This window comes from Candidatus Desulfofervidus auxilii (assembly GCF_001577525.1).
Classification (GTDB): domain Bacteria; phylum Desulfobacterota; class Desulfofervidia; order Desulfofervidales; family Desulfofervidaceae; genus Desulfofervidus; species Desulfofervidus auxilii.
Window position 1 is genome coordinate 1,136,714 of the sequence record NZ_CP013015.1, and the last position, 13,231, is coordinate 1,149,944.

Sequence of the window (13,231 nt, forward strand, 5' to 3'; positions counted from 1 at the left end):
AAAAAACAGGCCTCTTTAATGTTAGAAAGTCTTCGCAACACAAAATACGTCGAAGAACTGGCAGATATATACAAAACGATTATATCATCTCATTCTCGGCGTATTTTAGAACTAAAAGAGGAGATTGAGATGTTGGATAAGAAGCTGGAAAAGCTAGGAGAAAAGAGTTCTGAGGTCAAGCGTTTAAAAAGTATCTCAGGAGTAGGAACAAAGCTTTCAAGCAGATTGGTCGGAGAAATTGGAGATATCAANAGATTTAAAAACGAGAGGCAACTTGCGATCTATTGTGGTGTAGCCTGTATAGATGATGAGTCTGGTAAACACAAAAGGACAAGAGTTGTATATAAGGCTAATAAGATATGTAAAGCAACTATGATTGAAATTGCGGGCTGCACAATTCGGTATGTTTCAGAATCCGCTACTTACTATGCTAAAAAACGGACTGAAGGGAAAGAGCATAACCATGCCTTGCGCTGCCTTGCTAGACAATTGATAAAAGTTATTTTTAAGATGTTAAAAGAAGATCGAGACTATATCTTAAAGGAGGAAATGGAGAAGGCTGCTTAAAAAATATTTCCATTTTTTACTTGACTTTTTAAATGGAAAGTTCAAACCTACAAAATACAGTTAAGAAAATAGAAAACGGAAAACAGAAATTCCCAGTTCCCATTTCTAACATGTAAACGTGTTAACGCGCATAAAGAAGGAAAAGAAGGAAAGGGAAACGGGAAACAGAAAATAGGAAACAGAAAATAGAAATTCCCAATTCCCATTTCCAACGTGCCAACGTTCTAACGTGCAAACGTGTAAACTTGCCCACTTTCCAACTTGCAACTTTGTAATGCCTCAATCAAAAAGAAGACTAGAATTGACTAGAGACTAAGGACTAGGGACTAAGGACTAAGCACGTCTCATCGTGCAAACGTGTAAACGTGCTAACTTTCCAATTTGACAGAAGGCGATTTTGCATTTTTCAATTTGCATTCTGCATTGAGCCATCCTGCCTGTCGGCAGACAGGTGCGCTTAACATTTGGATCTCCGTTAAAATTACTTTGACGAAGTCCTAAATAGTGTTTATTTATTACTTGACATCTTGGATTAAATAGGTTTATTATCTGCTGTAAAAAGCAAGATAGGAGGTCCTGATGAAAATACTTATTGGAGGTTTAGCGGCATTGGTATTGGGAATAGTTGGTATTATTGTTTTTTGGAAGCAATTTTTAGCTATTTTAGCGGGAGGTGTGCCTCTTTTACTTATTCTCTTTGGAGGCCTGGCTGCCTATTTAGGTATTGAGGAACTAAAAGATAAGTTTACTTCTGAAAAGGAGGTCACACCAGGTATAGAGGAAGATTATAAACAAGAGATAGAAAAACTCAAATCAGAAATTGAAGAATTGAAAAAAACTAAGGAAGCAAAAGAATCAAAGGAGACAGAAGAGACAAAAACATAGGTTTTTAATGAAGGAACAGCTATGGAGAAATGGGAGAGTGTTTTTGAAGATGAGTATTTTTTGGAAGGGGTTAAAGATGCCTTTTTAATTGTATTTTTACCAGGTCCCAAAAATGAATTTATAGCTTGGGGTGAAACTTCACAAGGCAGTGTTGATATCCCAGGTGCTCCTCCCCAAGAGGTTTTGGATAAAATAATTGAGAATTTAGATAAGATATGGAAGAGATATACTAGATTTGAGCGATCAGGATGTGAGGTATTTTTGAGAAAGCCTTATAATACCATCCAAGTAGAAGTCAAAGAGGAGTGAAATATTTGATAGACTATTCTGCTATATATCAAAGTTGGCAAATTATTTTTTAAAAATCTATTAGTTGATTTCAGTTATAAGCCAAATTACCTATTCTTTTTTAAGGTCAATTTATCCAATATCTGGTGAATCAAGATAAGACTTGTTTTTCTTAAATTTGGACTTATTTATATACCAAAAAATATAAAGGGGGTGGAACAATGCGTATCGCTCAAGTTGCACCCTTGTATGAGAGTGTTCCTCCAAAACTCTATGGTGGCACCGAAAGGGTCATCTCATATCTCACAGAAGAATTGGTAAGACAGGGACATAAAGTGACTTTATTTGCTAGTGGGGATTCAGTAACTAAGGCACGTTTAATTTCTTCCTGTCCTAATTCTTTGCGATTGGATAAAGACTGTAAAGATACTTTGGCCCATCACATTTTTATGCTTGAACAGGTGTACAAACATGCCTCTGAGTTTGACATTATTCACTTTCATATTGACTACATTCATTTTCCTCTTTTTCGTCGCTCTAATACTCCTCACCTCTCAACACTGCATGGAAGATTAGATATAAAAGATATATTTCCACTTTACAAAGAATTTAGGGAAGTGCCTTTAGTATCCATTTCTAATGCCCAGCGTAAGCCTCTTCAAGGAGTGAACTGGGTGGGTACGGTATATCATGGTTTACCTAAAGATTTGTATAAGTTTAAGGCAAGGCATGGTAAATATTTGGCTTTTTTAGGAAGAATCTCTCCGGAAAAACGCCCTGATAGAGCCATAAAAATAGCACAGGTAGTAGGAATGCCTTTGAAAATTGCGGCTAAAGTAGATAAGGCAGACAAAGAATATTTTGAAACAGTAATAAGACCCTTATTAAAGAATCCTTATGTAGAATTTATAGGGGAGATTTCTGAAAAGGAAAAAAATGATTTTTTAGGCAATGCCTATGCCTTACTTTTCCCTATTGACTGGCCTGAACCATTTGGTTTAGTGATGATAGAGGCCTTAGCCTGTGGCACTCCAGTGATTGCCTGGCGTTGTGGCTCTGTTCCAGAAGTGATAAAAGACGGAATTAATGGTTTTATTGTTGATAGCCTAAAGCAAGCAGTAAAGGCAGTAAAAGAGGTCAGGAAATTGAGCCGTAAGAACTGCCGTAAGACATTTGAAGCAAGATTTACAGCTAGCCGTATGGCAAATGACTATCTCTGTATTTATGAAAAACTGTTAAGAGAAAGAGAACCATTGCTTAAAGCAGTATAAAAATGGTAGTGGATCCACACAAATATTATATAATTGCCCGAAAAGGCGAAATTAAGCCTTACTTGGTCTTAAAACAAGGAGATAGTTTTGCTCTTTTTAGCCATTATGGAGATATCGAACAGATTGGTTTGGGAGAAGAGGGCATTTATCACAAAGGCACTCGCTTTGTATCAAGACTTGAGTTTTTCCTTTTTGATGCCAAACCATTTTTTTTAAGCTCAGGGGTAAGAGAAGATAATATCCTTCTTACCGTAGACTTAACTAATCCTGATACTATAGTTAGCAAAAATCTCTTTTTGCCCAGAGGGAGCATCCATGTACTTCGCTCCAAATTTTTGTTTGAAGGTGGTTATTATGAATGTATAAAAATCCAAAATTTTGCCTTATTTCCTATTAGTCTTCCTTTTTCTATTGCATTTGATGCCGATTTTGCTGATATCTTTGAGGTAAGAGGAGTAAGGAGAGAAAGGAGGGGAGAACGATTAAAGGCCACTGTTAGAGAAAGAAGTGTAATTTTGGGTTATAGGGGTTTAGATGGCGTTCTCCGTGAAGCTAGTTTTACATTTTCTCCAAATCCCACAGAAATCCGAGATTCACAGGCTATCTTTTGGACAAACCTAGCACCAAAGGGAACATTCACCTTATTTTTAACTATTTCTTTTATAGAAAATGGCATTTCCCAAAGTTTTTCTTTTAAAGAAGCCTTTTCAAAAACAAAAAAAACATTAGAAACATTTAAAAAAAAGAGTTGTATGATTTCCACTTCTAATGAACAGTTTAATGCCTGGGTAGAACGGTCATATACTGACCTTTTTATGATGCTTACAGAGGTCCCTATGGGATTATATCCCTATGCAGGCATTCCTTGGTTTAATACTATTTTTGGACGGGACGGAATTATTACTGCCTTGGAGTGCCTATGGGTCAATCCTGACATTGCTAAGGGGGTTTTGAGCTATCTTGCTGCCACACAAGCAAAAGAGGAAATACCCGAAAAAGACGCTCAACCTGGTAAAATCATACATGAAGTTCGTAAGGGAGAAATGGCTGCCACGGGTGAGATCCCCTTTGATTATTATTATGGCAGTGTTGATACTACCCCCTTTTTTATTATTTTGGCTGGGGCCTATTATGAAAGGACAGGAGATAGGGAATTTATTAAATTGCTTTGGCCACATATTGAGCTAGCCTTGAATTGGATAGATTACTATGGAGATATGGATAAAGATGGATTCATTGAATATATGCCTTCGGCTAATGGCCTGGTAAATAAAGGTTGGAAGGATTCTTATGACAGCGTTTTCCATGCAGATGGTTCTCTAGCATCTCCTCCTATTGCTCTAGTAGAAGTGCAAGGATATGTCTATGCAGCCAAACAAAATGCAGCCTATTTGGCTAAAATATTAGGAAAAGAAAAAATAGCAAAAAGACTTTTAAAAGAAGCAAAGGCTTTAAAAAGAAAGTTTAACAAACTGTTTTGGTGTGAAGAAATTGGCAGTTATATCTTTGCTTTAGACGGAAACAAATCTCCTTGTAAGGTGCGGACTTCTAATGCAGGTCATGCCCTTTTTAGTGGAATTGCCACAAAGATTTGTGCCAAGCGTCTGACTCGGACATTATTTGAAGACCACTTTTTTTCTGGTTGGGGCATAAGAACTGTTTCAAGTCTTGAGAAGAATTACAATCCCATATCTTACCATAATGGTTCAGTATGGCCCCATGATAATGCTCTTATTGCTTACGGCCTAAGTCATTATGGTTTTAAAGAACAAGTTTTAACTATTATGAAAGGGCTCTTTGAAGCCAGTAATTTTTTTGGTTTACATAGGTTACCAGAACTCTTTTGTGGTTTTCCACGCAGGGCAGATGAGGGGCCAACCCATTATCCAGTAGCATGTAGTCCTCAAACCTGGTCTACTGTAGCTGTCTTTTTTTTAATCCAAGCCTGTTTAGGAATCACCTTTAAAGAGAAAAAACTCTATTTTTATTCTCCCATTCTACCTTCTTTTTTAGAAGAAGTTTATCTAAAAAATCTGAGAGTTGGGAATGACTTTATTGACCTTTACTTAAAAAGATACCAAAATGATGTAGTAATTAATGTGTTAAAAAAGAAAAGGGATATTGAAATATTAATCCTAAAGTAATTAACCTCAGTAAAGATAAATATCTTTTGGACGAATTTTTTCATTTGACTGCTTAGGTCTTTACCTTTATACAAAAAAGTATGAAGTCTAATTTAAAATCTGCCTTTCAATTCATCATCTTGCTTGGTTTGGTTAGTTGTTTTGGTGATATTGTCTATGAAGGGGCAAGGAGTATTACCGGACCATTTTTGGCTGTATTAGGTGCAAGTTCTGCTGTAGTAGGCATTATAGCAGGTGTGGGTGAATTTCTAGGCTATGTCCTGCGTCTAGCCTCAGGCTATCTTGCTGATAAAACAAGGCTATATTGGCCTTTGACCTTCCTGGGTTATGGGGCACTCTTAAGCATTCCCCTATTAGCCCTGGCTGGTAATTGGGAGATGGCTGCTCTTTTAATTATATTAGAGCGGATCGGAAAGGCTATAAGAACCCCAGCCCGAGATACTATACTTTCTCATGCCACAGCTCAAGTGGGTAGGGGTTTTGGTTTTGGCTTACATGAAGCTTTAGACCAGATTGGGGCTATCCTTGGTCCTTTAGCCATCTCAGCAATGTTGTTTATCACCCATGGCTACCGGCTGGGATTTGCTCTTTTATTTATTCCTGCTCTTTTGGTCTTATTCTTTCTTATTGTGGCCCAAAGAAAATGTCCAACTCCTGTAATATTTGAAGCTAGAACTAAGGAAGGCAAAAAGGGGATGGGTAAACTCCCAGCTCTCTTTTGGATTTATGTTCTGTTTAGCTTTTTCAGTATACTGGGTTTTGTTAATTTCCAGCTTATTTCTTACCACTTTGAGGTACAGTCTATCATCTCCACTGCTCAGATTCCCATCTTTTATGCCATTGCTATGGGTGTAGATGCCATGGTTGCGCTCATAATCGGCAAGCTCTATGACCGCATTGGCCTTAGTTGCTTATTTGCCATACCCCTTTTAACCACCCTTTTACCATTTTTTGTCTTTTCTCATACTTATTCTATTGTGCTCTTTAGTATTATCCTTTGGGGTGCAATTATGGGTATTCATGAAACTATTATGCGTGCCGCTGTTGCCGATTTAACACCTTTACCCCGACGGGCTACGGCTTATGGTATCTTCAATATTATTTATGGTCTAGCTTGGTTGACAGGCAGCAGCTTAATTGGTTTATTATATAGTATTTCACTGGGACTTATTATTGCTCTAGTGGTGGCCTCAGAAGTTATTTCAATGGTATTCTGTTGGCAATTAAAAAAATGTCAGCAAAACATTTTTTGAGCCACTAAATAGGCAAGATTTGAATCCCTATAGGCGCTTATTCCCAATTTTTATAAATATCTTCTCGATAACAGGGAGTAAGTTTTTCTAAATTACGTAAGAATAATATTTGATATACATTTGTTTCACCAAATTTAAAACCAGCCGCAGCTCCATTGAGATACAATCTCCACATATTAATAAACTTCTGACCAAACATGGCTTTAATTTTATCTATATTACTTTCAAAGCGTTTAATCCACTCATCCAGGGTCTTAGCATAATGAGGACGCAGATTTTCTACATCAATGATATAAAAACCCTCTCGTGTCATATGTTCCAAGACCTCAGGAAGTGCAGGTAAATATCCACCAGGGAAAATGTATTTTTTCAACCAAGGGTCGGTTGGCTGACGATTATTGTAACCAATGGTATGTAGAATACCAATAGAGTCATCCGTTAACAGGCTTTTCACTTTTCTGAAAAAGGTGGAAGCATAATTTTTGCCCACATGTTCATACATGCCTATAGAAACAAATTTGTTAAATCTCCCACTCATTCTTCTATAATCTTCTAAAAAAATGCTCACTTTTTTCTCTAGTCCTTCCTTTTTTACCCATTTTTTAGCATATTCATATTGATTATGTGACAAAGTGCAACCTACGGCTGTAATATCAAATTTTTTGGCAGCATAAACCAAAAAACTTCCCCAGCCACAACCAATATCTATTAACCTATCTCCGTCTTGCAAGTTTATCTTGCGACAGATTAGTTGGTGTTTATTATCTTGTGCTTCCTCTAAAGAATCTCTTGGGGTTTTAAAATAAGCACAGGAGTATGTCATATTTTTGTCCAACATAAGTTGATAAAAATCGTTGCCTAAATCATAGTGGTGGGCAATATTTCTGCCTATATTTCTAAGGCTATTTAAAGTGGCAATGTGGTTTATAAGTATCCGCAATTTGGTTTTATTGGGAAGATTTAGTCTTTGTGGTGTTAAATTAACTCCAATTCCCAATAATCTCTGTAAATCACCTTCTACCACGATATTATTATTCATGTAATTTTCACCAAATCCAATGGATAAATCTTGCATCAAATCCTTTAAAACATGAGGTGATTTTATATGTATCCGAAATAGTGGTTTTCCTTGACCAAACTTTATCCTCTCTCCATCCCAATAGACTACTTCACTGGATATTTCTTTAGAAATACTATTTAAGATGTGATTAACTAATTCTTTCACAATCCTATAAAAAAAGTAATAATGAAAAAATTGGAAGTCAATAAATAGCGGGCGAGCAAGTTTATGGGTTTTCTTTTAAAGTTATCACGGATTTTGGTCATTAAACACATTTGACCTTAAGATAACTTCCTATGGTATTGAAATGGGAAAACCATTTGGAGGCCATTTCATCCCCCTGTTTTGCCTTATCTTGCATTTTTATACAGAGTTGCTTGCCAATAGAAAAATAAATATTTTGCGCCTTCCATAGATTTAATTCTAGGGCTAAATCGCTTAAAATCTGAAGCAATTTCTCTATATTTTCCAGCAGTAAAATATCTTGAGGTCTTTGGGAAAATCTTTCCATAAGGGTATTAATCTTGTTACTGGCTACAAAACTCAGGGTGGTTTTGTCTAGTTTAAGAGACCATTTTTTGGCCTCCTCTACTAGTCTTTGAAGTTTGTCCAATTCCATTTCTTTACTTTCCAAAATCCTTTTTATGTCAGTATAAATTATAAACTCCACTACACTACATAGGGATTTAGGAAGGGCAGTTTCTATATCCTTCATAAGCTGCATAATTGGGTAATAACGCTCATAAATTTGGCGGAAAGAAAATTCTATTTCTTGGAAAGTAGATTCCAAAATTTTATTTAAAATCTGCCTCTGTTGGTCTTTAAATAAATGCCATAAAGAATAATTGGTAGGGCCAAAGTATCTGTCCATGATGTGAATAATTTCAGAAATATCACTTTTTATAAAGGCATTTTTAATCTCTTGATACATATTGAGAAATTCTTCTTTTTTTATATCTGGTTTTGCCTTTCCATTCAAATAATGATTTCCCAAATACAGCACAGCGAATGTTATAATATCTTCTTCCCAAGTGATTTCAGAGGTTATTTTTACTTTACCCACCCCTAGCTTTTGTTTACCTGCTTCTAGAGAGTGATATATTTGTTTTTTGGCTGTATAACAATAAATTTTAGTAGTCTCTGGATATGCTTCAAAAAGAGAGGATAGAGAATAGTGGACCCCCGCCCTTAATAAATCTACAATGGCAGGCTTTACTAATATTTCATACACTTGAGCCCCGTTTTTGAATCTAGGGTTGTTGCTTGGTGCTTCTTCTAAAATTTTTAGATAATTATGCTCAAAATCTCTGCCACTTATCTCTTTAGCCAATTGCATGGCCCTGGATGCATGTCGCATTATTTGGACCGTTTCAATCCCTGAAATTTCATCAAAAAACCAGCCACAACTGGTATACATCAACATGGCCTGCCGTTGCATTTCCAGCAGTTTCAATACCTTTATCTTTTCTTGTTTGGTAATTTCTTTGATTAAATGTAGGGAGAAAAAATTTTCTATATTTTGCCGAGAGCGATCTAAAATTACTTCAATATAATCATCCCTTATCTGCCAAGGGTCTTTTACATAAAGACTTATTTGTGCTTGATATACTTTAATTAAGGCATCACGAAGCCAGTCCATTGCCCTTCGTAAAGGTGCCCTCCATGCCTGTGTCCACCCTGGATGTATTCCTGTATTACACCCGCAATTATTTCTCCATCTTTCTACCCCATGGGCACAACTCCAGGAGGAGAATTCTGTTATCTCTACCTCATGAGTGGGAGGATATTTTTCTAGATATTCGCCATATATAGTAATTTGAGCCAGATTATTAGATTCTATATAATAAAGACAATAGGCCAAAGCCATGTCCCCAAAACGGTGGTGATGGCCATAGGTTTCTCCATCGGTGGCAACGTGAACAAGCTGGGCCCTTTTTGTTTCTTTGAAGGCATTTAGTAATTCCTTAGCAAACATTTCACCATTACTTAAAAGTCCACCAAAGGCAATATCCTGAGATATAGGTTTATTATAGAAAAAAATATGAATAGTTTTTCCAGATGGTAATTTACACAAATAAGGCATAGTGGTGTCTATTTCTCCATTGTTTACCCCTTGCCATGCATTTTCTCCTATCCTTTTTATTCTCTTAGCTTGATGTGGGGCTAAAATAGCAAATTTTATCCCTTTTTCAGCCAATATAACCAAGGTTTCTAAGTCCACCGCCGTTTCTGGAAGCCACATCCCTTCTGGTAGCCTTTTAAAACGATATTTAAAGTCTTTAATACCCCAGATAATTTGCGTGCGTTTGTCCCTGAAATTGGCTAGAGGCATGATTATATGGTTGTAAATCTGAGCAATGGCAGGACCATGTCCTGAAAATTTACTTTGACCCTCTCTATCAGCCAGAAGTATAGCCTGATACACTTCTGGTTTAAATCTCTCTAACCAAGAGAGTAATGTTGGGCCAAAATCAAAGCTTATCTTAGTATAATTATTGACCATATCAATAATCTTTTTTTCAGCATTAAGAATCCTGGCAGCCATATTGGGGGCATAACACTCTTCGGTTATCCTCTCATTCCAATCATGATAAGGATAAGCGGCATCTTGAAGCTCGACCGCTTCTAGCCAGGGATTTTCTCTAGGGGGTTGATAAAAGTGTCCATGGATACAAACATAACGGTTCATCAAGTCTTTTCTAACAAAAATTGATTTATATTTCTAGTCCTTTTCTTGCTTTTCATTCCTATTTGGTCTAAATTGATTTAAAAAAACAAGGAGGTAGAAAATGCCCATTATTTCAAACATTAATGCATTAGAAGTATTAGATTCTAGAGGGAACCCCACAGTGGCTGTATATGTATATTTAGAGAGTGGTATTGGAGCAAAGGCCATTGTGCCTTCTGGAGCATCTACAGGGAAAAAAGAGGCGTTAGAATTGAGGGATGGAGATCCACAGCGTTATGGTGGCAAGGGAGTGCTTAAGGCAGTAAATAATATAAAAGAAAAGATTACTCCAGAATTAATAGGAATAGATGTGAGGGAGCAAGCCTTAATTGATAAAATTTTATTGGACTTAGATGGCACACCTAATAAGTCTAAATTAGGAGCTAATGCTATTTTGGGGGTATCTTTGGCCTGTTTGCATGCTGCTGCCTCTTACACAGATTTGCCTTTATACCAATACTGGGGGGGGAGCCATGCTACGCTTTTACCTGTGCCCATGTTTAATGTCCTAAATGGGGGAGTGCATGCCGATAATAATGTGGACTTTCAAGAATATATGTTAGTTCCAGCAGGATTTTCTACTTATCATGAAGCATTAAGGGCAGGGGCAGAAATCTATCATACCTTAAAAAATACCTTAAAAGAAAAAGGACTTTCTACTGCTGTGGGGGATGAAGGGGGTTTTGCTCCTAATTTGCAAAATAATGAAGAACCCCTAAAGTTGCTTTTAGAGGCTATAGAAAAGGCCGGCTATAAGCCAGGAGAGCAGATTTTTTTAGCCATGGACCCTGCGGCCAGTAGCTTTTATGTGGATGGTAAATATAAGCTAGCTAGTGAAGGCAGAGAACTTAATAGTGAGGAAATGATAGATTTATTTGAAAATTTAGTAGAAAAATATCCCATCATTTCCATTGAGGATGGTTTGGCTGAGGATGATTGGGAAGGCTGGAAAAATTTTAATGAGCGTTTAGGCAATAAGGTGCAACTGGTAGCTGATGATTTAACCGTAACAAACCCTAATATTATTGAAAAAGGCATTAAAGAAAAGGCATTTAATAGCGTATTAATAAAACTCAATCAAATTGGCACTGTTACCGAAACTATGCAGGCCATTGAAATTACGCAAAAAGCAGGTATGACTGCTTGTGTTTCTCACCGTTCTAGTGAAACTTGTGATACTACTATTGCTGATTTATGTGTGGCCAAACGCACAGGAATGTTAAAGACAGGTGCTCCTTGTCGGAGTGAGCGTTTGGCAAAATATAACCGTTTGCTAGAAATAGAGGCAGAGTTAGGAGATGTAGCAGAATTTATAGGAGTAAAGGGATTTAAGGCAGGAAGATAATAGATAATAAGGGAGTGTGAAAAAATGGCAAAGAAAAAACAATTTCCAATTATTCCATCTAATAGGATAGACGATATCCACTATTTAAACCATCTAGAAGAGGCAGATTTAATTTTATATGTAGCTGGCAATCAGTTTATGGTTATGGAAGAATTACTGACTTTCTTTCAGGAATTAAATCCTGAAGTAAAATACATTTTTTATGAAACACTCCCCCCAGGTTTAGAATTAAAACAGATCCTGGCTGGTGGTGCCATTTTTCGGGGAAAGATGCTTCCTGGTATACCAGACGTTTATACTGCTGTTAACGATGAAGCCATGCATAGACTAGAGGAAAGAGGACTGATCAATAAAGGCAATTACTTTGTATATTTACATAACCGGATTGTGCTGATGGTTAAAGAAGGCAATCCCTTAAATATAAACTCTGTTTTGGACTTGGCTAGAGATGAAGTGAGAATTTCTCAGCCTAATCCTGAGGTAGAAGATATTGGCATTCATATTGTTAACATGTACCGTGATGCTGGTGGGGAAGAATTAGTTTACCGCATTATGGAAGAAAAGCGGGCTGAAGGAACCACTATCTTCACGGTAGTGCATCATCGAGAAACGCCCTTACGACTTCAAAAAAATACAGTAGATGTAGGACCAGTGTGGGCAACAGAGGTTATAGAGGCAAAGAAAAAAGGAATTAGGGTAGAAATGGTAGAACCAGGAGAAAAATTGGACCAAAGGGATAGGGTTAATTATTTTATTACCAGTTTTAAAAAGGCCCCTCATCCTGAAAATGCCCAAAAATTTTTAGAATTTATTAAATCTAAAACTGCGCAAAAGTGTTATCAAAAATACGGGTTTATCCCCCATTTTAAGATAAATTGACCAGCTCACTTTATTAGATCTTGATGGTTCCTAAAGGACGAAGGAGACTGTGAGGTATGCCGCATCTGGGATTAAGTTTGATCTTGACCATACTTTTTTTTAACGGTAAGAAAAATAAATAAAAATTAGGGAGAAAAAAAATGGCAAATACTGTTAGAATTGAAAGGGCATTGATTAGTGTAACAGATAAAGAAGGAATTGTTGATTTTGCTGGATTTTTAGTAGAAAATGGAGTAGAAATTATTTCTACAGGGGGGACAGCAAACGTATTAAAGAAAAATAATATTCCAGTTACGGAAGTGACTGATTATACAGGTTTCCCAGAAATTTTAAATGGTAGGGTAAAAACTCTACATCCTAAAATTCATGGTGGCATCTTGGCGCAGTTAGAAAAAAAAGAACATACAGAACAAATGCGAAAATACCAGATAAAAACTATAAATATGGTGGTAGTTAACCTGTATGATTTTAAAAGCGTTTATGAACAAAAGAAAAATGTAATACTTTTTGAGGCCTTGGAGAAAATAGATATTGGGGGTCCTACCTTGTTGCGTGCTGCAGCCAAGAATTTTTCTCATGTAGTGGCTGTATGCGACCCAGCAGACTATCCTGAATTAAAAGAGCAAATTAGAAGAGAAGGAGGCATAAATGGACTTACTAGATTACGTTTAGCCCAAAAAGTATTTGCCTTAACCAGTGAATATGATGCCATGATTAGCAAATTTCTTGAAGATGCTAAAAAGATGTTAGAGTGGAATATAAAAGCAAGCACTGGAATACAGATAGGCACAAAAATCAGTTAAGGGAGTGA

10 protein-coding genes and 2 pseudogenes are annotated in these 13,231 nt (G+C 36.7%); 10 read left to right on the forward strand and 2 right to left on the reverse strand.

What is annotated here, in order from left to right; all coding sequences use genetic code 11:
* Positions 1-18 precede the first annotated feature (18 nt).
* The 7 genes and pseudogenes from HS1_RS13995 to HS1_RS05835 all read left to right on the forward strand — a co-directional run.
* Positions 19-251, forward strand: a pseudogene (locus HS1_RS13995) (hypothetical protein); the annotation flags it as partial.
* A gap of 1 nt (position 252) precedes the next feature.
* Positions 253-567 (forward strand): annotated as a pseudogene (locus HS1_RS14000) (transposase); the annotation flags it as partial.
* 579 nt (positions 568-1,146) lie between these two features.
* Positions 1,147-1,452: a hypothetical protein gene (locus HS1_RS05815; protein WP_066062218.1), complete on the forward strand. Its 306-nt coding sequence runs from the start codon at positions 1,147-1,149 to the stop codon at positions 1,450-1,452.
* 21 nt (positions 1,453-1,473) lie between these two features.
* The gene (locus HS1_RS05820) at positions 1,474-1,761 is read left to right on the forward strand and encodes a hypothetical protein (protein WP_066062222.1); all 288 of its coding nucleotides are present in this window, start codon (positions 1,474-1,476) and stop codon (positions 1,759-1,761) included.
* 200 nt (positions 1,762-1,961) lie between these two features.
* On the forward strand, positions 1,962-3,011 hold the full coding sequence (locus tag HS1_RS05825) for a glycosyltransferase family 4 protein (protein ID WP_066062225.1): 1,050 nt from the start codon (positions 1,962-1,964) through the stop codon (positions 3,009-3,011).
* A 2-nt stretch (positions 3,012-3,013) separates the two neighbouring features.
* Positions 3,014-5,155 carry an amylo-alpha-1,6-glucosidase gene (locus HS1_RS05830; RefSeq protein WP_066062227.1) on the forward strand — a complete coding sequence of 714 codons (2,142 nt, stop codon included), beginning with the start codon at positions 3,014-3,016 and terminating at the stop codon, positions 5,153-5,155.
* An 80-nt stretch (positions 5,156-5,235) separates the two neighbouring features.
* Positions 5,236-6,408: an MFS transporter gene (locus HS1_RS05835; RefSeq protein WP_066062230.1), complete on the forward strand. Its 1,173-nt coding sequence runs from the start codon at positions 5,236-5,238 to the stop codon at positions 6,406-6,408.
* A gap of 37 nt (positions 6,409-6,445) precedes the next feature.
* On the opposite strand, the gene HS1_RS05840 is transcribed toward HS1_RS05835, so the two are convergent.
* Together HS1_RS05840 and HS1_RS05845 are read right to left on the reverse strand one after the other, a co-directional pair.
* Positions 6,446-7,633: an SAM-dependent methyltransferase gene (locus tag HS1_RS05840; protein ID WP_066062233.1), complete on the reverse strand. Its 1,188-nt coding sequence runs from the start codon at positions 7,631-7,633 to the stop codon at positions 6,446-6,448.
* Between the two features lie 100 nt (positions 7,634-7,733).
* Complete coding sequence (locus tag HS1_RS05845; protein WP_066062237.1) at positions 7,734-10,157, reverse strand: DUF3536 domain-containing protein; 2,424 nt, start codon at positions 10,155-10,157, stop codon at positions 7,734-7,736.
* A gap of 100 nt (positions 10,158-10,257) precedes the next feature.
* Between HS1_RS05845 and eno the strand changes: the two genes are divergently transcribed.
* The 3 genes from eno to HS1_RS05860 all read left to right on the forward strand — a co-directional run bounded on the left by eno (position 10,258) and on the right by HS1_RS05860 (position 13,223).
* Positions 10,258-11,541, forward strand: coding sequence for a phosphopyruvate hydratase (eno, locus tag HS1_RS05850; RefSeq protein WP_066062240.1), 1,284 nt, complete (start codon positions 10,258-10,260; stop codon positions 11,539-11,541).
* Positions 11,542-11,565: 24 nt separating this feature from the next.
* Positions 11,566-12,420 (forward strand): molybdate ABC transporter substrate-binding protein, encoded by an 855-nt coding sequence (locus HS1_RS05855; protein ID WP_066062243.1) that lies wholly within the window; start codon positions 11,566-11,568, stop codon positions 12,418-12,420.
* Positions 12,421-12,560: 140 nt separating this feature from the next.
* Positions 12,561-13,223, forward strand: coding sequence for a hypothetical protein (locus HS1_RS05860; protein WP_082757660.1), 663 nt, complete (start codon positions 12,561-12,563; stop codon positions 13,221-13,223).
* The last annotated feature ends 8 nt before the right edge of the window (positions 13,224-13,231 follow it).